Below are 21008 nucleotides of genomic sequence, written 5' to 3' on the forward strand. Positions count from 1 at the left end.
GCTCCGGGAGGCGACCGGACCGAAACAATTACCGATCGCGGCTCCGTGAACGGAATCGATGGCAACCGAAGAAGCGGCCACGACGACGGAACTGGAGATGGTAGAACCGATGGGCGAGGCCTGCATGATGGGCGTACAGTTCGCCTTCGACGCCGCACTCGCGCTGTTTTAGGTCCTATCCTTCGAGGCGCTCGCGTAGCAGTCGGTTTACCTGTCCGGGGTCGGCGCTCCCGCCGGTCTTGCCCATCACCTGGCCGACGAGGAAGTTGATCGCCCCCTCGTCGCCCGACTCGATGTCGTCGACCGCCTCGGGGTTCTCCTTGATCGCCGCCGCGACGGCGGCGGCGACCGCGTCGTCGTCGGTCTTTCCCAACCCCTCGTCCTCGACCACACTGTCGGGGTCGGCCCCCGAATCGAGCATCTCCCGGAGGACGACCTCGCGGGCGTTCTTCGCGGTGATCTGCTCCTCCGCTACTAGCTCGACGAGTCGACGGATCTCATCGAGGCGGTCCGCGACGTCGGTGATCGCCATGTCGCGGTAGTTGAGCTCCCCCAGCAGATCGTCTGCGACCCATGTCGCCGCCAGATTGGACTCGAAATCACTGGCTAGATCCTCGTAGAAGTCCGCGACCTGTTTCGTCGAGGTGAGTTTCGAGGCAGCCTCCTCGCCCAGCCCGTACTCCTCGCGAAAGCGCTCGCGGCGGGCGTCGGGCAGTTCGGGGATCTCGATCGCCTCCTTCCAGTCGGCCACCCGCAGTACAGGGAGGTCGGCCTCCCGGAAGTACCGGTAGTCCTTCTCCTCCTCTTTCGAGCGCATCGAGACGGTGATTCCACGGGACTCGTCCCAGTGGCGCGTCTCCTGTTCGATCTCGCGGCCTCGACGGACGGCGTTTTTCTGTCGCGTTACCTCGTAGGCCAGCGCCTTTTCGGCACCCTTGTGACTCGAGATGTTCTTCACTTCCGTCCTGTTGGCCTCCACGAGCGTCTCCCCGTCGATCGATCCGTCGGCCTCGATTTCGTCGCCGGACACCAGCGAGATGTTGGCGTCGATTCGAAGCGAGCCGTCGCGCTGGCTGTCGAAGATCCCCAAGTATTCGAGGACCTCCTCGAGTTTGGCGAGGAACACGCGGGTATCGTTCGGGCTCCGGAAGTCGGGCCGGGTGACGATCTCCATCAGCGGGATCCCGGCGCGGTTGTAGTTCACGAGGGTGTGATCGGCGGTCTCGATGTTCCCACCTTCGTGCTGGAGGCTTCCCGGGTCCTCCTCGAGGTGAGCGCGCTCGATTTCGATCGCGCGGCGCTCGCCCTCGACCGCGATCTCCAGAACGCCGTCCTGACAGAGTGGGGCGTCGTACTGGGTGATCTGGAAGTTCTTCGGTAGGTCGGGATAGTAGTAGTTCTTCCGGTGAAATCGGGTCTCCTCGGGGATCTCGGCGTCGATGGCCTTCCCGAGCTTCACGGCAGACTCGACGGCGGCCTCGTTTATCACCGGAAGTGCCCCCGGGAGACCGAGACAGGTGGGACAGGTGTGAGTGTTGGGCTCGGCGTCGGCCAGATCGGTCGAACAGCCACAGAACACCTTCGTGTCGGTCTCGAGCTGGACGTGGACCTCCAGGCCGATCACGACCGCGAAATCGCGCTGTTGGGTCGCCTGCGCAGTCATTGGCCGGGCTTCGGCGTCGATCGCATAAAGGCTACCGGGACCGACTCCGACCCGAACGGTTATCTGACGAACAGGTGTCTGACGCAGGTTTATGTCCGGCGAGCGAGGTAATAGGGGTATGCCGAACAGAGTCGAGGATCTCGAGACGCGGGTCGAGGAGCTCGAAGCCACGGTACGAGGACTGACCGAGGAACTCGTCGAGGCCAACGAGCGCCTGCGCGAACTCGAATCCGAGCACGAAGAGGAGACGGAGATCGAAGAACGCGAGGTCGGAGTCGAAACCGATAGGAGCGAGGAGACGAAATCGGAAGACGACGCGGCCAACGACATCATCGTCGCGTAGTCCGCGCCGCCCCCATCATGCACATTCGAGAGCTCGTCCTCGAGAACTTCAAGAGCTTCGGCCGGAAGACCCGCATTCCCTTCTACGAGGACTTCACCACCGTCAGCGGCCCGAACGGCTCCGGTAAGTCGAACATCATCGACAGCGTGCTGTTCGCGCTGGGCCTCTCGCGAGCCCGCGGGATCCGCGCCGAGAAGCTCACCGACCTGATTTACAACCCCGGCCACGACGGAGAGGGCGACGCCGAGGGGCCCCGGGAGGCCAGCGTCGAGGTCGTCCTGGACAACGCCGACGGCACGCTCGCGCGCGAACAGGTCGTGAGCGCCGCCGGCAGCGAGGACATCGGCGACGTCGAGACCATCTCGGTGCGCCGGCGGGTCAAACGCACCGAGGACAACTACTACTCCTACTACTACCTCAACGATAGATCAGTCAACCTCTCGGACATCCAGGACCTGCTCGCACAGGCCGGCGTCACCCCGGAGGGCTACAACGTCGTCATGCAGGGCGACGTGACGGGGATCATCAACATGACCGCGGGCCAGCGCCGCGAGATAATCGACGAGATCGCGGGCGTCGCGGAGTTCGACGCGAAAAAGGACTCCGCCTTCGAGGAGCTCGAAACGGTCAAAGAACGTATCGAGGAGGCCGAACTCCGTATCGAGGAGAAACAGGACCGGCTGGACCAACTGGCGGACGAACGCGAGACGGCCCTCGAGTACAAGAGCCTGCGCGAGGAGAAATCGGAGTTCGAGGGGTATCTGAAGGCCGCCGAACTCGAGGAAAAACGCGCGGAACTCGACGCCAAAGAGAGCCGGATCGAGGAGAAACGCGAGACGTTAACGGACCTCCGCCGCGACCTCGACGAGAAACAGGGAACAGTAACCCGCTTGCAGGAGGACCTCGAGGACTTGAACGCCGAGATCGAGCGGATGGGCGAAGACGAGCAACTAGCAATCAAACGCGAGATCGAAGAGGTCAAAGGCGAAATCAGCCGGTTCGAGGACAAGATCGAGAACAGCGATGAAGCGATCGACGAGGCTGAAAACGACCGCAGGGAGGCGTTCGTCGGGATCGATCGCAAGGAGGAGACGATCGCGGACCTCGATACGGAGATCCGCGAGACGAAACTGGAGAAGGCCTCGGTGAAAGCGGATATTCAGGAAAAGGAGGCCGAGCGCGAGGGGGTAGAAGAGAAAATCGAGGACGTCGACACGGAGTTCGACGAGCTGAAGGCCGACCTCCGGGAACGGAAGGCCGCCCTCGAAGAAGCTCGCGACGAGCGAAACGAACACCAGCGCGAGCAGGACCGCCTGCTCGACGAGGCCCGCCGTCGGTCGAACGCGATCAGCGAGAAGGAGGAAGAACGCGAGTCGACCCTCGAAGAGATACCGGAGATCGAAGCCGAGATCGCGGATCTCGAGGACGAGCGGGGGCGGGCAGCGAAGAACCGCGAGCAGATCGACGCGGTGGTCGAGGACCTCAAGGACGAGAAGCGGGAGCTTCAGGGAACGCTCGATGAACTCGAGGACGATCTGCAGGCGAAACAGGGGGAATACGCCGAGCTCGAGGCCAAAGCGGGCGAGAGCGGCGACAGTTCGTATGGGCGGGCGGTCTCGACGATTCTCAACGCCGGCATGGACGGCGTTCATGGCACCGTCGGCCAATTAGGAGGAGTCGACTCACGGTACGCCACCGCGTGTGAGACGGCGGCGGGCGGGCGACTCGCGAACGTCGTGGTCGACGACGACGGGGTCGGTCAGCGCTGTATCGAACACCTGAAATCGCGCAACGCGGGTCGGGCGACGTTCCTCCCGATGACGGAGATGCGAACCCGCTCGCTCTCGGCACCGCCGCGCGCGGAGGGCGTGGTCGACTTCGCGTACAACCTCGTCGACTTCGACGACGCGTATGCCGGGATCTTCTCGTACGTGCTGGGCGACACGCTCGTCGTCGAGGACATCGACACCGCACGGGACCTGATGGGTCAGTACCGACTCGTGACGCTGGAGGGCGAACTCGTCGAGAAGAGCGGCGCGATGACCGGCGGGAGTCGTTCCGGTTCCCGGTACTCCTTCTCGAAATCGGGCAAAGGGCAGCTCGAACGGGTCGCAGAAGCGATCACGGACTTACAGGACCGCCGGGAATCTGTGCGAGCCGACCTCCGCGACGCGGAGGGGCGCCTCGAAAGCGCCCGCGACCGCAAGACGGAGGCGACCGAGCAGGTCCGCGAGATCGAAAGCGCGATCGAGAAGAAGCGCGGGGCCATCGAGGAGCGAGAGGCGAAGGCCGAGCGGTTGGCCGAGGAGGTCGAGGAACTAGAGGACGCCCGCGGCGACGTCGACGAGCGGATGAGCGAGATCGAAGAGGAGATCACCGAGGCCACCGGGGAAATCGAGGGACTCGAATCCGAGATCGAGGAGCTCGAAGGCGAACTCGCCGACTCGGAGATCCCCGAACTCACCGCCCAGCTCGAGGGGATCGACGAGGAGATCGACGGGCTGGAAGACACGCTCGACGAGCATGACGGACGCCTCAACGAGCTCCAACTCGAGAAACAGTACGCCGAAAACGCCATCGCGGATCTGGACGAACAGGCGTCGAGCGCCGAGGATCGCATCGAAAAGCAGGAGGAGCGCATCGAGGAGTTCGAGGCCGGAATCGAGGAGCAGGAGGCGCTCTTGGAGGAGAAACGCGAGGCCGTCGAGGAGCTCGAATCGGAGCTCGCGGAGAAAAAGGAGGACCGCCGCGAACTTCGGGGCACACTCGGGGAGGCGACCGACGAACGGGACGCGGCAAAAGAGCGCGTCGGGGAAACGGAAAGTCGCCTCGAAGGGCTACAGGCGGGCGCCCGCGGGCTCGAAACCGACATCGCGGACCTTGAGAGCGAGGTCGACGAGTATGACCCCGAGGAGATCCCCGACCACGATACCGTCGAAGACCGGATCGAGGAATTAACCGAGGAGATGGAGGCCTTAGAGCCGGTGAACATGCTCGCGATCGACGAGTACGACCGGGTCGAAGGCGAGCTCTCGACGCTCACGGATCGAAAGCAGGTGCTCGTCGAGGAACGCGAAGGGATCACCGATCGGATCGAGTCCTACGAACGGCAGAAACGCGAGACGTTCATGGACGCCTACCGGGCGATCGACGAGCAGTTCCGGGACATCTTCTCCCGTCTGTCGGCCGGCACCGGCGAACTCCACCTCGAAGACGAGGACGACCCCTTCGAGGGCGGGCTGACGATGAAGGCCCAGCCCGCCGACAAGCCGATTCAACGGCTCGACGCCATGAGCGGCGGCGAGAAGTCCCTGACCGCGCTGGCGTTTATCTTCGCCATTCAACGCTACAACCCCGCACCGTTCTACGCGCTCGACGAGATCGACGCGTTTCTCGACGCCGCGAACGCCGAGCGGGTAGGGGAGTTGGTCGACGAACTGGCGAGCGAGGCCCAGTTCATCGTCGTTTCCCATCGCTCGGCCATGCTCGAACGCTCCGAGCGCGCCATCGGCGTCACCATGCAGGGGGACAACGTCAGCAGCGTCACCGGAATCGATCTCGCGGGGACGAACGAGGAGGCCGTGAGCGCCGATGACTGAGATAGTGCCCCCAACGGAATCCGACGAGGAGAGCGAACCCGTCGAGCTGTTGGTTCAGCTCGCAGAGGAGGGCGAGATCGAGCCGTGGGACATCGACATCGTCGAGGTGACCGACGCCTTCCTCGCGAAACTCGACGCGGCAGACCTCCGAACGTCGGGCCGAGCGCTCTTCTATGCGAGCGTCCTGTTGCGGATGAAGAGCGACGAACTGCTGACTGAGGACGAAGAGGAAGAGGAGTTCGACGACTGGGAGACCGAGATGGGGATGGGGACCGACGAGCCGTTCCCCGAAGACCCGATCGCGGACCTCGAACGCGAGATGGAGCGCCGACTGGACCGCAAGCAGGCACGCGGCTCGCCCGAGACGCTCGACGAGCTGGTTCGGGAGCTTCGGGAGGCCGAACGCGACTCGTGGTGGAAGGAGTCACGGGAGTACGACACCTCGGGCTCGCCCAAGGGTTTCCAGCGGGGCGTCCAGACCCTCGATTACCACTCCGCCGACGAGTTCCGCGCCGAGGAGGAACCGACCGCCGAGGACGTCACCGGTACCGCTCACGGCGAGGACATCGAGGAGACGATCACCGAGGTGTACGACGCACTCGACGAGCAGTACGGCGCCGGGCGCGAGGAGGTCCTCTTCGCCGAGATCAGCAGGGCGGGCGGCACGCGCGTCGAGACGTTCCTCGCGTTGCTCTTTCTGGCCCACCGCGGGCAGATCCGCCTGCAACAGGACGACCTCTTCGGCGACCTCTGGGTACAGAACCCCGCTGCGAACGCCGAAGGAACAGAAGCGATCGCCGACTGATCGTGTGTCGTGATATCAATCACCAATATATTTATCAGCGGCGGCATAGTATGACAGAGTATGTCACCCACGAAAATCCGCGAACGACTGACCGAGACCGAAGGTCGGGTCGATCCCGAAGAGTTCGTTTCGGCGCTCGACTACGTCCGCGGGAAGTGATCGAGCGCCGAGACACGGCGGTTAGCTGCCCGTATAGTCGGATTATTCTCAAAAATATTTATCATCTACGGTGACGATAGATATCTGTAGTAAAACATTATGAGTTTACAGAACAAGAACGACAGGTTGCTCGGTTGGAGTCCGCTGTTCATACGGATCGCGCTCGGGATCGTCTTCCTGGTCGCGGGGATCGGGAAGGTCTTCGCGGTCGGGCCGAAGGCCACAGGGATGGCGGGGTTTGCGGGTTTCCTCGCGAGTCTGAGCGTTCCGATGCCTACGCTGTTCGCGTGGCTCGTCGGCCTCCTCGAGTTGGTCGGGGGCCTGCTGTTGCTCGTTGGCCTGTTCACGCGGTACGCCGCGGTGTTGCTGGCGATCGACATGCTCGTCGCGACCTGGCTCGTCCACCTTCCCAGCGGCTTTGCGGTCGGCAACGGCGGCTACGAGTACACCCTGGTGTTGGCACTCGTCTCGATCGCCCTCGTCTTCAGCGGCCCCGGCCGCCTCGCACTGGAGTACGCGATCTTCGATCACGAACTCCTGCCCGGCAACCGTAGTCGGTCCGAACCCGCCGGCGAGGTCGATGCCTGAACCCGAATCCCGTTTTCTCTCGATCCGTCGCACGAGCTGAGGCTCTCAAAGGTACTCGCCGACGAGCGGTTCGACCCGGTCTCTGGTCTCCTCCGGGATCGCTTCAGTGGGTGTATTGACAGTCCCCTCGAGGGAGGAGTGTGCCTCGCAGGTGTGATCGTCGGGGAGCGTGCGGATCGCCTCCTCGACGACGGCCTTGATCGTCGCCTGGTTCTTTTCGGCGTTTTCGAGGACTTCCTGAAGGGTGACCTCGCTGTCCTCCTTCCAGACGTCGTAATCGGTGACGCCCGCGACGGTGGCGTAGGCGATCTCGGCCTCGCAGGCGAGTTTCGCCTCCGGAATCGCGGTCATACCAACCAAATCCCAGCCCTGCGAGCGGTAGAACTCGCTTTCGGCCTTCGTGGAGTACTGTGGGCCTTCGATGCAGACGTAGGTCCCGCCCTTCGAGACCTCGGCGTCGGTCGCGCTCTCGGCGGCCTCGTCGAGATGATCGACGAGTTCGGGGCTGTAAGGGTGGGTAAAAGGCTGGTGGACGACGATCCCCTCGCCGTAGAAGGTCATCTCGCGGTGGCGCGTGCGGTCGACGATCTGGTCGGGGATCACGAGCGTCCCCGGTTCGAGGTCCTCCTTCAGCGATCCGACCGCGTTCGAGGCGAAAATGTGGGTCACGCCGACGGTCTTGAGCGCGTAGATGTTCGCCCGATAGGGCAGGTTCGTCGGCGAGCGCCCGTGATCCGACCCGTGTCGGGGCAGGAAGGCGACTTCTCTACCCGTATCTCCGAACTCGCCGACGGTGACTGGGGCGCTCGGCTCGCCGTAGGGCGTTTCGATCCGTTTTTCGTGCGTGTTTTCGAGGGGCAGTGCCTCGTAGATGCCGCTGCCGCCGATGAAGCCGATCATACTCCGATTCGTTTGGCAGTGGTCCTAAACGGTTCGATCCCGGTTTAGAGCGATAGCCACAGCCGTGGTGCCGTTCACACCGGGCTGACCGTGTACGAAAGGCGATACGAATCGGTGAGACGGATCTCCAACACCTCGCCGTCTCCATCCTGTCCGCCGAGTGGAGCGAACGTGATCGACTGTTCGAGATCCCCCGCAGCGAGTTCGGCGACGAGGGTATACTGTCCATCGGTGGAAAACAGGTCCGTGTACGTCTTCGTCTCGCCCGCGCCGACGAACAGATCCGCGGTGACACCTTGTTCGACTTCGTACGCCTCCGGTGGCCCGTCCTCGATACTGAACCGAACGACGTGATCGAGGACGTGGTCGTTCCGAACCGTCAGTTGCCCCGCTTCGTTTTCGTCCCCGAGACAGCCCGCGATACTGCCCGTAGCGAGTACTCCGGCCATTCCTAAGAGATCCCTTCGTGAGAAACGACTATTCATATAGGCCACCTGTATAAGAACTAATATTATCTATATAATATTTATATTAAATTATCCTAATATTATTAATTTATGTTGAGAATATAATTCACGCGTGATCGTCGTAATCTACAGGTAGTGCTGAACCGATCCTCCCGCATGAACGAGAAGCGATTCATGCGCCGAGCAATCGAACTCGCCCGCGAGGCGGCCGAACGCGGCGACAACCCCTTCGGCTCGGTGCTCGTCCACGACGGCGAGATCGTGATGGAGGACTCGAATCGAGTGCTCACCGAGGACGACGTGCGTCGCCATCCCGAACTCGAACTCGCACGTCTGGCGGTGCGCGAGTTCGACGCCGAGACGAGAGCCGAAACGACGATGTACACGAGCACCGAGCCGTGTCCGATGTGCGCCGGCGGAATGGCCTATGCGGGATTCGACCGGGTGGTCTACGCGACCTCGGGTGCAGAAATCGCCGAGTTCACCGGCCACGAACCGAGTGTTCGCGCAAGCGAGATCCTCGACGGCGTCACCGAGGTCGAGGGCCCGTTCTGTCGTGAGGAGGCCCTCGCGCTCCACGACTCGTTCTGGTAGCCGGTCGAGGGACGGTCCACAAGACAGATATAGTCCCGACAGTTTCGGTTCGTAGTAGTGTCCACGGCCCACGAGAGTTCGCTCACGGAGGGAGGGTTGGTCCGCCCGATGGTCCGCCTCGCGTGGCCGATGGTCGTCATCCAGCTGCTGCAGGTCGCGTACAACGTCGCCGACACGGCGTTCCTGGGCGCGGTCTCGGCCGACGCCGTCGGCGCGCTGAGCCTCGCCTTTCCGCTCATCTTCTTTTTGATCTCCGTGGGCGGGGGTTTTACCGCCGCCGGCGCGATCCTCGTCGCCCAGTATACGGGTGCAGAAAGCGGCCGGAGCGCCGACGTGATCGCGGGCCAGACTCTCGCGTTCGTCACCCTACTGGCCTGCGTTCTCGCTGTTCTCGGCCACTTCTCGACGGATTGGCTGCTCTCGCTGTTTCCGGCGGGTGCAGGGACCGAAGCGCGGATCGTCCCGCTCGCGGCCGATTATATGAGAATTTACTTCCTGGGTCTGCCCTTCCTGTTCGGGTTTTTCATCTTCGTCTCGATCATGCGCGGCTACGGCAACACCCGCACTCCCATGCGCGTGATGGTCGTCAGCGTCGCGATCAACGTCGCGCTCGACCCCCTGTTGATCTTCGGACTCGGCCCGATCCCCCGACTGGGGATCGAGGGGGCGGCCATCGCCACCATCGCCGCCCGCGCGGTCGCCACGGGGCTCGGCCTGTACATCCTCTTCTATACGAACGCCGGTCCGGACATCCAACCTCCCGATCTCGTCCCCCGGTTCGACCACGTCCGCGACATCGTTACGCTGGGCACCCCGAGCGCGATCGAACAGTCGTCCTCCTCGCTCGCGTTCGTCGTCCTGACGGGGATGGTCGTGGCCTTCCCTCCGGAGATCATCGCCGCCTACGGGCTCGGCAACCGGCTGATCTCGCTGGTGTTCCTGCCCGCGATGGGCCTGTCCCAGGCGCTCGATACGGTCGTCGGTCAGAACCTCGGGGCCGACCGGCCCGACCGGGCCGCCCGCGCCTCGAAACTAGCGATGGGGCTGGTGTTGGTGGTGATGGCCGTCCTCACCCTCGTTGCCTACCTCTTTCCCGAACCGATCGTCGGGATCTTCCTCACCGCCGATACACCGGGGGCGACCGAGACCATCGCCTACGGCGTCGAGTACCTGCAGATCGCGGCGTTCATGTTCGTCTTCCTCGGTGTTCTGCAGGTCCTCTTGGGTACCTTTCGGGGCGCGGGTAACACGAAGACCGCGATGGTCTTCTCGTTGATCACGCTCTGGGCCGTCCGCGTGCCCCTGACGTACTATCTGGTGTTCGTCGCCGGCTGGGCCGAGACGGGGATCTGGGTCGCGGTCGTGATGGGCGACGTGGTCGGCTGTGTCGCGGCGCTCGCGTGGTGGGCGCGGGGAACGTGGAAAGAACGCTACGTCGAGGTCGAACGCGACCCTTCCGTGGCCACGACAAGCGAGGACTGATCTCAGTCCTCGAGGAGCCGCCACTCGTTCGCGCCGCTGCGCTCGATGGCCTCCCGGCGTTCCATCTCGACGAGCACTTCGTTGAGCCGGTTGGGTTGGGCGATCTCCATCTCGATGCGCTCGACGTCGTGGAACTCCGAGAGGTAGTGACGGACGTCTTCGGGGTTGAACGCCTCCTCGTCGGCCTTCTCCATGACCCCCGAGATCAGGTCGATCATGTCCTCGATGAAGTTCCACGGATAGACGACCCACGACCACTCCTCGAGACGCTCGCCGACGAAATCCGGCTCGAACTCGCTGGTCTGGAGCAGTTGAAGCGTCGCGGTGTGGACCTCGTTCGCCTCCCGATCGGTGACGTACTCCTGTGCGCGCTCGATCGAACCCCCTGTATCGGCGATGTCGTCGATGATCAGGACGTCCTTGTCCTTGACGCTCCCCTCGGGCATCGGATACCGGATCTGGGGCTCGCCGCTCTTTTGAGCCGTACCCACGTAATGTTCCATCTTCAGGCTCGTCAGGTCATCCAGCCCCAAGAAATCACAGATGCAGCGTCCCGCGAACCAGCCGCCGCGCGCGAGCGCGACGATCACGTCGGGTTCGAATTCGGAACGTTTGACCTCAGTGCTGACGGTGCGACAGAGTCCGTAGATGTACTCCCAGTTGGTGATGGTGCAGTTGAACTCCTCGGGGAGATCGGACATGCTATGGTGCTATTCAGAGTGGCTCCCGGTTTAAGTCGTCTGACTTCCCGCGAGACCGCGGTGCTGTGCGGGTCGGCCGGTAGGATTTTACTCGGATCGAACAAACGGCCGGTATGGCGCTGTACGCGATCAACGACCTGGACGACGCGTGGGCGGCGACCCGCGAGTTCCTGACGCCGCTGTCGGTCAGGCGGCTGGTCGTCCTCGCCGTCGTCGTCTTTTTCGTCGGTGGAACCGGGATGAACCCGCTGAGCAGCGGCGGGAGCGGAACCGGCACGGTCCCGGAAGCGGGACCCGGACCGGAGCCGAATTTCGATGCGGTCTGGGGGTTCATCGTGGAGAACGCGCTCGCGATCGGGCTGGTCGGCGGCGCATTGCTCCTGTTGGTCCTCGGGTTCACATTCGTCAGTGCGCTCATGGAGTTCGTCTTCGTCCAGTCGCTGCGTACCGACGAGGTCCGCTTCTGGGAGTACTCGCGGCGCTACCTCGGCGAGGGACTGCGGCTGTTCGGCTTTCGCATCGGGCTGGCACTTATCACCCTCCTTCCCGTCCTCGCCTTCCTCGGGGTCGGACTGACGGTGATCGGGGAGGGACCGCTCACCGAGGTCGGCGGCGTTGCGCTCGTCGTCCTCGGACTGCTCGCGCTCTGTGTGTTCGTCCTCGTCTCCGTCGTCGACTCGTTTACCGCCGCGTTCGTCGTCCCGGTCATGCTCGTTCGCAGGTCGGGCGTGCTCGATTCGTGGCGGGCGTTCTGGCCCACCCTCTCCGGTCAGTGGAAGCAGTACCTCGCGTATGCGGTCGCGGCGATCGTGCTCAACGTCGCCCTCGGGATCGTTTTCGGTTTGCTCGTCGCGATCGCGGCGCTCGTCCTGCTCGTTCCGCTCGGCGTCGTCGGTGCGGGGGTCGCGCTGCTCGCCGAACAGGTCCTCCTCCCCGTCGCGCTCGTTCTCGGCGCGGTGTTCGTCCTCGGGATCGTCCTCGCTGCGCTGTTCGTGCAGGTACCGATCCAGACGTATCTCCGATACTACGCGCTGTTGATCCTCGGGGACACGAACGAGCGACTGGACCCCGTTCCCCGGATCAGGGCGGCCGTCCGGGGGGACACAGACGGCCACGACCCCGAAGCCCTATAGCGTCGCCGGCCCGACGCCGGCCATGGAACGACGAGTTTTCCTGATCGACGCTTTCACCGACGAGGCGCTGTCGGGCAACGCCGCCGGGGTGATGCCCGACGCTGCGGGCCTGAGCGACGACCAGCGCCAGGCGATCGCGCACGAACTCGCGGTCAGCGAGACCGCCTTTCTGACCGACTCCGAGCGCGCCGACCGACGGATCCGGTATTTCACGCCGACCACGGAGGTCGACCTCTGTGGCCACGCGACGGTCGCCAGTCACGCCCACCTGTTCGAGGAGGGGGAGATCGAGGCGGGCACCCACACCCTCGAAACCAACGTCGGCGTCCTCGATATCGAGGTCCGCTCGGACGGGACGGTCTGGATGGGTCAGGACGAGCCGCGGGTCGAACGGGTCGACCCCGACTACGGGACGGTCGCCGAGGCGCTCGGAATCGACCGCGCAGATCTAACCGATGTTGGTGCTGACCTCCCGGTCGCGGTATCCTCGACCGGGTTTCCGGTTCTGGTCGTCCCGGTGAACTTCCTCGAACACCTCGGAAACGCAGACCCCGACGACCGAGAGATTGCCGAGCTCTGCGAGGACGTCGGCGCGATGGGCCTGTACGCGTTTACCTTCGACACCCTCGTCCCCGAGTCGACGCTCCACGGGCGGATGTTCGCGCCCCGCGCCGGGATCCCGGAGGACCCCGTGACCGGCACGGCAAGCGGGGCGGCGGGTGCGTACCTCCGCGAGTTCGAGGCGTTTGGGGACTCGGGAGTCCCCGAGGAGATGGTCTTCGAGCAGGGCCATTTCGTGAATCGGCCGGGCGAGGTCCGGGTCCGAGTCGGCGAGGCGATCCGCGTCGGTGGGCGGGCAGTCGAAGCGCTCTCGGGGACGCTTCGAGTACCGGAGGTCGGCGACGACGGGATCATCGAGCCCTGAGGCGAGCGTTCACTCGGGTTCGGGTAATTTTATCCACGAACATTCGTGTGGGTCGCAACCTTCTTTACTCGCCTCGGTGTCGATCCGAACGTCAATGGCAGTACGCTGGCTCGCGGAGATCGGCGCGGACGACATCGAGACCGTCGGCGGGAAAGGCGCCTCGCTCGGCGAGTTGACGGGTGCGGGCCTGCCCGTCCCGCCCGCGTTCGTCGTCACTGCGGGGACCTACCGCGAGTTCATCGAGAACGCCGGGATCGCCGAGGAGATCCACGAAGCCGTCGCCGTCGACGTCGAGGACTCGAAGGCGCTCGCGCGCGCACAGGAGCGTGCGAACGAACTCATCCTCGAGACCCCGTTTCCCGACGAGTTGCGAGAGGAGATCCTCGCGGCCTACGCCGAGTTCGAGGACGACCCCTTCGTCGCCGTCCGGTCCTCGGCGACCGCCGAGGACCTCCCCGACGCCTCGTTTGCCGGCCAACAGGAGACGTTCCTGAACGTCACCGGCGAGGACCTCTTAGAGCGTGTCAAGAAGTGTTGGGCCTCGCTGTTCACTCAGCGGGCGATCTACTACCGCAAACAGCAGGGCTTCGACAGCGAGGAGGTCAACATCGCGGTCGTCGTCCAGCGGATGGTCGACGCCGAGAAGTCGGGCGTGATGTTCACGAGCCACCCCTCGACGGGCGATCCCCGGATCATCCTCGAGGCCGCATGGGGGCTGGGCGAGGCGGTCGTTTCGGGCTCGGTCTCGCCGGACAACTACGTCGTCGACCGCGAGAGCGGCGAGATAGAAGAAGAGACGATCGCGACGAAGAAACTGCAGTGTGTCCGCGACGAGGAGAGCGGCGAAACCGTCGAGATCGAGGTCCCCGAGGGGAAACGCGAACGGCGCGTGCTCGAAGACGAGGAGATCGCCGAGCTGATCGAACTCGGCACACGCGTCGAGAACCACTACGGTACGCCACAGGACGTCGAGTGGGCGATCGTCGACGGGGAGGTGTTCATGCTCCAGTCGAGGCCGATCACGACGATCAACGACGACGCCGGTGAGGAGCCAGAATCGAGCCTGATGAAGGGGATCGCCGACGGAAACGGGGGGTCGATGGAGTACGAGGAACGAGAGGAGCGCGACGAAAACGACGGCGAGGAACTCGTCCACGGGCTGGGATCGAGCCCCGGACGAGCCAGCGGCGCCGCACGGATCGTCACCAAGCTTGACCAGCTCGACAAGGTCGAAGAGGGCGATATCATCGTCACCCAGATGACGACCCCCGACATGGTGCCGGCGATGAAGCGCGCCTCGGGGATCGTCACCGACGAGGGCGGGATGACCTCCCACGCCGCGATCGTTTCCAGAGAGCTCGGCGTCCCCGCGGTCGTGGGAACGAGCAACGGCACGAAGGTCATCGAGGACGGCCAGCAGATCACCATCGACGGCGAACGGGGGAGCGTCGAGGCCGGTCGGACGAGCGACGAGCCCGAACACGAGCCCGTCGAATCCGTCAGGCCCGAAACGCCGGTCAAGCCGATGACCGCCACCGAGGTGAAGGTCAACGTCTCGATCCCCGAGGCCGCAGAACGCGCCGCGGCGACCGGCGCGGACGGCGTGGGCCTCCTGCGGATCGAGCACATGATCCTCTCGCTGGGGAAGACCCCCCAGAAGTTCGTGGCCGAAAACGGCGAGAAGGCCTACGTCGACGAGATCGTAAGCGGCATTCGAACGGTGGCCGACGAGTTCTATCCCCGGCCTGTCAGGGTCCGGACGCTGGACGCCCCGACCGACGAGTTCCGCCAGCTCGAAGGGGGGGAAGACGAGCCCCACGAACACAACCCGATGCTGGGCTATCGGGGCATTCGCCGCAGTCTGGATCGCCCGGACGTCTTCGCGTACGAGCTTCGGGCCTTCTCGCGGCTCTACGAGATGGGCTACGACAACGTCGAGATCATGTTTCCGTTGGTGAACGACGCGAGCGACGTCCACGCCGCCCGCCGGCTGATGGAGGAGGCGGGCATCGACACCGACCGGCGCTCGTGGGGCGTGATGGTCGAGACGCCCGCGAGCGCGCTCTCGATCGAGGGCATGGCCGAGGCCGGCATCGACTTCGCCTCCTTCGGCACCAACGACCTCACCCAGTACACGCTCGCCGTTGATCGCAACAACGAGAGCGTCGCCGACCGGTTCGACGAGCTCCATCCGGCAGTGTTAGAGCTGATCGAGAGCACCATCGAGACCTGCCGGGACCACGACGTGAAAACGAGCATCTGCGGGCAAGCCGGCTCGAAACCGCGGATGGTCCAGCACCTCGTCAACACGGGCGTGAGTTCGATCAGCGCGAACATCGACGCCGTGCGGGACGTCCAACACGAGGCAAAACGCGTCGAGCAGAAGCTTCTGTTGGACTCGATCCGCTGAAACGCGAGAACGGAACGGATAAGCGCCTCGCTCGGTCAGGAACGGTATCCAGCGGGCAGACCGCGCGCCGGGACCGCAGTCGTTCGACCGGGTGCTCTCCTCGATGTATACGGAGCCCCACCCCGCGGCCTGCCGTGCCACAGAGCGGTTCCTCGCGACCAATCCCGGCGACCCCGCGAGCTACCCTGCCGTCGCGGATCTCGAAGCCGAAGCGATCGACTATCTCGGCGAAGTCGCCGGGCTCGACGATCCCGAAGGGTATATCGCGAGCGGCGGCACCGAGGCGAACATCCAGGCGGTGCGTGCAGCGCGGAACCTCGCCCGTGATGGGACCGGGACGGCGAGGTAAACGTCGTCGCGTCCGAGAGCGCCCACTTCAGTTTAGCTGGCGGATCTCGCGGACCGGCCGGGGAGAGCTGCGTGTGGTCTGTATGCCCCACGTCACCCGGACGGTCCTCGAACGCTTCCTCGTACGTAGAGGGGTACCGGTAAACCGCTGGCGTCCGAAGGACCGGCCATGTACGACATCATCGTCGGCGTGGACACGGACGTCGAGCGCGCGCGCACGCAGGCCGAAGCGATCGCAGCGCTGCCGGGGAGCGAAGAGATCAACGCGATCCTCGTTCACGTCTTCGGGGACGAGGGCGGCGACATGGAGTCGGTCGATGCAGTGGAGGAGGCCCGGTCGCTCCTCGAGGAGGCGAACGTCGAGGTCACGACCGAAGGGGTCGGCGGCGACACCGCCATGGCGCTTCTGGACACCGCGGCGCGCTACGAGGCCGACTGTCTCTGTGTCGCGGGTCGGAAACGAAGTCCGACGGGGAAGGCGCTGTTCGGAAGCGTCACACAGGACGTGATCATGGGGACCGACCGCCCCACGCTGGTCTGTAGCACCGAGGAGTGAGCGATCGGTATCACCCTCGATCCAGTCGAGAAGGTGTGAACGTTCACTGACGATCGCCGTCGGTGTACATGCGAACCACCGATAGCGCCCGGTGGACGACTCGATTTCGTCCGTTATACGGCTTCTCGCGGGGTCGAAACCCGGCGATCTGTGGAGCGGGCGAACCCATCAACGGCCGAAACCGGCGGGTTTAGGACCCGCGATGAGTCAGAGAGAACCATGAGCCACGACGAGTATCCGACGGACCATCCCGCGGTGGTCACCTGCGGGCTGCCCTATGCCAACGGCGACCTGCACATCGGCCACCTGCGCACGTACGTGAGCGGCGACACCCTCGCGCGCTCGCTGCGGCGACTGGGCCAGCGGACCGCGTTCGTCAGCGGGTCGGACATGCACGGGACCCCGGTGGCGGTCAACGCCGAAAAGGAGGGCGTCACCCCCGAGGAGTTCGCCCTCGAGTACCACGAGAAGTACGAGGCCACCTTCCCGGAGTTCGGCGTCGAGTTCGACAACTACGGCCATACCCACGACGGGACCAACACCGAACTCACCCGGGAGTTCGTCCGCGAGTGGATCGAGAACGACCACGTCTACGAAAAGGAGATCCAGGTGGCGTGGGATCCCGAGGTCGACCAGCCCTTACCTGATAGATACGTCGAGGGGACCTGTCCCTACTGCGGGGCCAAAGCACGGGGCGACGAGTGTGACGAGGGCTGTCAGCGCCACCTCGAACCCGGTGAGATCGAGAACCCCACGAGCACGCTTACCGGGAATCGCGCGGAGTACCGCGCCCGCGAACACGAGTTCCTGCGCCTCTCCGATTTCCAGGAGTACCTGAAGGGCTTTCTCGGTCGCTTGGAGGGCACGAGCAACGCGCGCAATCAGCCGAAAGAGTGGATCGAGGGCGAGCTACAGGACCTCTGTATCACCCGCGACATGGACTGGGGGATCGACTACCCCGGGGAAGGAAAGGAGGACCTCGTGCTCTACGTCTGGGTCGACGCGCCCATCGAGTACGTCGCGAGCACGAAACAGTACACGGAACGGGTCGGCGAGGGGACCTTCGACTGGGCCGAACCGTGGAAAGAGGGCGAGGGCGAGTTGATCCACGTCATCGGCCGGGACATCATCCAGCATCACACCGTCTTCTGGCCCGCGATGCTCCGAGGGGCCGGGTATAACGAGCCCCGGGCGGTGATGGCGAGCGGGTTCGTCAACCTCGACGGGAAGGCGTTCTCGACCTCGCGCAACCGCGCGATCTGGGCCGACGACTACGTAGAGGAGGGGTTCGATCCCGATCTCCTGAGATACTACCTCGTGACCACGGGCGGGTTCCAACAGGACATCGACTTCTCGTGGGAGCGTTTCCAGGAGCGGGTCAACGGCGAGTTGGTGGGTAACTTCGGGAACTTCGTCTACCGTTCGTTACTCTTTGCCCACCGGAACTTCGACGGGACGCCCGATACGGACCCGAGCGAGGAGGTCATAGCGGAGATCGACGAGGCGATCGAGGAGTTCCGCGAGGGGCTCAACGACTACTCGCTTCGCGAGGCGGTCCAGACGGGGATCCGTCTCTCCCGGTTCGGAAACGAGTACATCCAGCGCAACGAGCCCTGGAAGCTCGTCGACGAGGACGAAGAAGAGGCCGCACAGGTCATCCGCGACTGCGTCCAACTGGCGAAGGCCACAGCGGTTCTACTGGAGCCGATCCTGCCGCACGCCGCAGAGCGCCTCTGGACGCAGTTGGAGGAGGAGGGGTCGGTTCACGACCTGCGACTGGCGGCGTGTCTCGAAGCCACTCCAGAGGAGTTCGGCGAGCCCGAAGCACTCTTCGAGAAGGTCGAGGACGACCGAGTCGAGGCGCTCAACGGGAAACTGGCGGAGCGTGTCGCCGACGCGAGTGCGGCCGCCGAAGACGAGCAAAGCGAGGACGGCGGGGACGACTCCGACGCCGTGGAACTCGAACCGGTTAGTGAAGAGCGGATCGGCTTCGAGGAGTTCCAGGACCTCGATATCCGTGTCGGCGAGGTCGAACTCGCCGAGGGGATCGAGGGCGCGGACGACCTCGCGCGCTTGGAGGTCGATATCGGTGTCGAGACCCGCCAGATCGTCGCCGGGATCAAGCGGCTTCACGACCTCGAGAGCCTGCCGGGCACGCGCGTCGTGATCCTCGCCAATCTGGAGCCCGCCGAACTGTTCGGCGTCGAGTCCAATGGAATGGTGCTCGCGGCGGGCGAGGACGCCGATTTGCTGACGACGCTCGGCGACAGCGGGCCGGGGACGAAGGTCAGATAGGTTGTTTCGGCCCCGAAGTAACCGTTGGGCTTTTTGCCGGGTTGCCGTCTACCCTCTGTATGAGAAACGCGAAGATCGTCTGTACGCTGGGGCCGGCCTCCGCCGACCGGCGCACGATCCGCGAGTTGGCCGACGCGGGGATGTCGGTCGCCCGCCTGAACGCGAGTCACGGTTCGCCCGAGGACCGCGCGGAACTGATCGACATCGTCAAGGAGATCGACGGAAACTCCGAAGAGCCGTTGGCGGTCATGCTCGACACGCAGGGCCCGGAGATCCGCACCGCATCCTTGGAGGAGCCGATCGAACTCGAGACCGACTCCCGAGTACGGTTCGTCGAGGGCGACGACGCAACGCCCGAGCAGGTCGGCCTCTCGATTCCCATCACCGGGGTCGAACCCGGCGACCGGGTGTTGCTCGACGACGGCCGAATCGAGACGACCGTCGAGGAACTCGAGGGTGACGCCGTGATCGCCCGCGTCGAGAGCGGCGGCCCCCTCGCCGGTCGAAAAGGGGTCAACGTTCCGGGCGTCGAACTCGATCTAGAGGTCGTCACCGAGAAGGACCGCCGGGACCTGCAACTGGCCGCCGAGAAGGAGGTGGATTTCGTCGCCGCCTCGTTCGTCCGCGACGCGGCGGACGTCTACGAGGTCGGGGCGACCCTCGAGGAGTTCGGCGAGTCGATCCCGATCGTCTCGAAGATCGAGCGCGCGGGTGCCGTCGAGAACCTCGACGGGATCATCGACGCCTCCTACGGGATCATGGTCGCCCGCGGGGACCTCGGGGTCGAGTGCCCGATGGAGGACGTTCCGATGATCCAGAAGCGCATCATCCACAAGTGCCGCGACGCGGGCGTTCCCGTCATCACCGCCACCGAGATGCTCGACTCGATGATCCATTCGCGCCGTCCCACCCGTGCGGAGGCCTCGGACGTGGCCAACGCGGTGCTCGACGGCACCGACGCGGTGATGCTCTCGGGCGAGACGGCCATCGGCGACCATCCCGTCAGGGTGGTCGAGACGATGGGCAGCATCGTCCGCGAAGTCGAACGAAGCGGCGAGTATGACGAACTGCGCGAACAGCGCGTTCCGGCCCCCAGCGACTCGCGGACGGAGGGGCTGGCCCGTGCGGCGCGCTACCTCGCCCGTGACCTCGATGCGAGCGCCGTCGTCGCGGCAAGCGAGTCGGGCTACACCGCCCGGAAGATGGCCAAATACCGCCCCGGCGTCCCGATCGTCGCATCGACGCCGACCGAACGCGTGCGCCGTCAGCTCGCGCTGTCGTGGGGCGTCACCGCCCAGTACGCGCCCTTCACCGACGAGGGCCCCAACGCTGTCATCGACAACGCCGTGAACGCGGCGCTCGATTCGGGCGTGGCCGAAAGCGGCGAGACGGTGATCGTGCTCTCGGGGATGATGAGCGAGATCGAGGGCGCGGGCACGACGAACATGCTGAAGGTCCACGTCGCCGCGGAGACCCTCGAAACGGGGACCGGCGTCGTCTCTGGGCGGACGAGCGGGCCCGTCGTCCACGCGTCGGACGGCGATCTCTCGGGGGTCGAACCCGGATCGATCGTCGCCCTCTCCGTGGAGTTCGACGGGGAGTTCTCCGGTGACCTCTCGGGAGTCGGCGCGATCGTCGATACGCGCTCGGGGATGACGGGCTACCCCGCGATGGTCGCCCGCGAACTCGGGATCCCGATGGTCAGCGGCGCGGACCTGAGCGACGTACCCGGAGGGACGACGGTGACCGTCGACGCCGAGCGCGGCGTGATCTACGAGGGGGAACTCGCGAGCCCGAACGAGCGCCGGGAGACCGAGGTCCCACGTCGACGGGGGTCGAACTGACCGTGGCGAACGACGACGGGGAGTGGCAGTACTCGATAGAGGAGGTCGGCGAGGACGCCGAGCAGGAGGACGAACACCGCCGGATCGAACCCGAGTCGATGAACGCCGAGAACGTCGCGTTCGTCGTCCTCGGGGTGCTCATCGCGGTCGGAACGATCGCCTACGGGTTCGGAATTATCTGATCCGGAAACATTAA

General features: G+C 64.7%; 17 protein-coding genes and 1 pseudogene. 14 read left to right on the top strand and 4 right to left on the bottom strand.

What is annotated here, in order from left to right; translation table 11 throughout:
• Positions 1–175 precede the first annotated feature (175 nt).
• Positions 176–1663, bottom strand: coding sequence for an Asp-tRNA(Asn)/Glu-tRNA(Gln) amidotransferase subunit GatB (gene gatB / locus HAPAU_RS00845; RefSeq protein ID WP_066378337.1), 1488 nt, complete (start codon positions 1661–1663; stop codon positions 176–178).
• Positions 1664–1781: 118 nt separating this feature from the next.
• Between gatB and HAPAU_RS00850 the strand changes: the two genes are divergently transcribed.
• The 4 genes from HAPAU_RS00850 to HAPAU_RS00865 all read left to right on the top strand — a co-directional run bounded on the left by HAPAU_RS00850 (position 1782) and on the right by HAPAU_RS00865 (position 7157).
• Positions 1782–2006: a DUF7518 family protein gene (locus tag HAPAU_RS00850; RefSeq protein ID WP_066378339.1), complete on the top strand. Its 225-nt coding sequence runs from the start codon at positions 1782–1784 to the stop codon at positions 2004–2006.
• 17 nt (positions 2007–2023) lie between these two features.
• The gene (gene smc / locus HAPAU_RS00855; protein ID WP_066378341.1) at positions 2024–5605 is read left to right on the top strand and encodes a chromosome segregation protein SMC; all 3582 of its coding nucleotides are present in this window, start codon (positions 2024–2026) and stop codon (positions 5603–5605) included.
• Complete coding sequence (locus HAPAU_RS00860) at positions 5598–6410, top strand: segregation and condensation protein A (RefSeq protein WP_066378343.1); 813 nt, start codon at positions 5598–5600, stop codon at positions 6408–6410. The genes smc and HAPAU_RS00860 overlap by 8 nt, the downstream gene beginning before the upstream one ends.
• Positions 6411–6668: 258 nt before the next feature.
• On the top strand, positions 6669–7157 hold the full coding sequence (locus tag HAPAU_RS00865) for a DoxX family protein (protein WP_066378345.1): 489 nt from the start codon (positions 6669–6671) through the stop codon (positions 7155–7157).
• Positions 7158–7202: 45 nt separating this feature from the next.
• On the opposite strand, the gene mtnP is transcribed toward HAPAU_RS00865, so the two are convergent.
• Both mtnP and HAPAU_RS00875 read right to left on the bottom strand, forming a co-directional pair.
• Complete coding sequence (gene mtnP / locus HAPAU_RS00870; RefSeq protein WP_066378353.1) at positions 7203–8057, bottom strand: S-methyl-5'-thioadenosine phosphorylase; 855 nt, start codon at positions 8055–8057, stop codon at positions 7203–7205.
• A gap of 74 nt (positions 8058–8131) precedes the next feature.
• On the bottom strand, positions 8132–8506 hold the full coding sequence (locus tag HAPAU_RS00875; protein ID WP_066378356.1) for a hypothetical protein: 375 nt from the start codon (positions 8504–8506) through the stop codon (positions 8132–8134).
• A gap of 174 nt (positions 8507–8680) precedes the next feature.
• On the opposite strand from HAPAU_RS00875, the gene HAPAU_RS00880 reads away from it, so the two are divergent.
• Complete coding sequence (locus tag HAPAU_RS00880; protein ID WP_066378357.1) at positions 8681–9118, top strand: nucleoside deaminase; 438 nt, start codon at positions 8681–8683, stop codon at positions 9116–9118.
• A gap of 57 nt (positions 9119–9175) precedes the next feature.
• On the top strand, positions 9176–10600 hold the full coding sequence (locus HAPAU_RS00885) for an MATE family efflux transporter (RefSeq protein WP_066378359.1): 1425 nt from the start codon (positions 9176–9178) through the stop codon (positions 10598–10600).
• Between the two features lie 2 nt (positions 10601–10602).
• Here HAPAU_RS00885 and HAPAU_RS00890 read toward each other — a convergent pair whose 3' ends face one another.
• Positions 10603–11301: a phosphoribosyltransferase gene (locus tag HAPAU_RS00890; RefSeq protein ID WP_066378366.1), complete on the bottom strand. Its 699-nt coding sequence runs from the start codon at positions 11299–11301 to the stop codon at positions 10603–10605.
• A 113-nt stretch (positions 11302–11414) separates the two neighbouring features.
• Between HAPAU_RS00890 and HAPAU_RS00895 the strand changes: the two genes are divergently transcribed.
• The 8 genes and pseudogenes from HAPAU_RS00895 to HAPAU_RS00930 all read left to right on the top strand — a co-directional run bounded on the left by HAPAU_RS00895 (position 11415) and on the right by HAPAU_RS00930 (position 20994).
• Entirely contained in the window at positions 11415–12434 is a 1020-nt protein-coding gene (locus HAPAU_RS00895) for a DUF7544 domain-containing protein (protein WP_066378368.1), read from the top strand.
• Between the two features lie 22 nt (positions 12435–12456).
• Complete coding sequence (locus HAPAU_RS00900; protein ID WP_066378371.1) at positions 12457–13359, top strand: PhzF family phenazine biosynthesis protein; 903 nt, start codon at positions 12457–12459, stop codon at positions 13357–13359.
• A gap of 94 nt (positions 13360–13453) precedes the next feature.
• Positions 13454–15769, top strand: a complete 2316-nt coding sequence (ppsA, locus tag HAPAU_RS00905; RefSeq protein WP_066378381.1) for a phosphoenolpyruvate synthase — start codon at positions 13454–13456, stop codon at positions 15767–15769.
• A 103-nt stretch (positions 15770–15872) separates the two neighbouring features.
• Positions 15873–16150: pseudogene (locus tag HAPAU_RS00910) on the top strand (tyrosine decarboxylase MfnA); the annotation flags it as partial.
• Between the two features lie 136 nt (positions 16151–16286).
• Positions 16287–16673: a universal stress protein gene (locus HAPAU_RS00915; protein ID WP_066378386.1), complete on the top strand. Its 387-nt coding sequence runs from the start codon at positions 16287–16289 to the stop codon at positions 16671–16673.
• 219 nt (positions 16674–16892) lie between these two features.
• Positions 16893–18968 carry a methionine--tRNA ligase gene (metG, locus tag HAPAU_RS00920; protein WP_066378388.1) on the top strand — a complete coding sequence of 692 codons (2076 nt, stop codon included), beginning with the start codon at positions 16893–16895 and terminating at the stop codon, positions 18966–18968.
• 59 nt (positions 18969–19027) lie between these two features.
• Complete coding sequence (pyk, locus tag HAPAU_RS00925; protein ID WP_066378389.1) at positions 19028–20812, top strand: pyruvate kinase; 1785 nt, start codon at positions 19028–19030, stop codon at positions 20810–20812.
• 2 nt (positions 20813–20814) lie between these two features.
• Entirely contained in the window at positions 20815–20994 is a 180-nt protein-coding gene (locus HAPAU_RS00930) for a DUF7312 domain-containing protein (protein ID WP_066378392.1), read from the top strand.
• Positions 20995–21008 lie beyond the last annotated feature (14 nt).

Source organism: Halalkalicoccus paucihalophilus, from assembly GCF_001593955.1.
GTDB lineage: Archaea > Halobacteriota > Halobacteria > Halobacteriales > Halalkalicoccaceae > Halalkalicoccus > Halalkalicoccus paucihalophilus.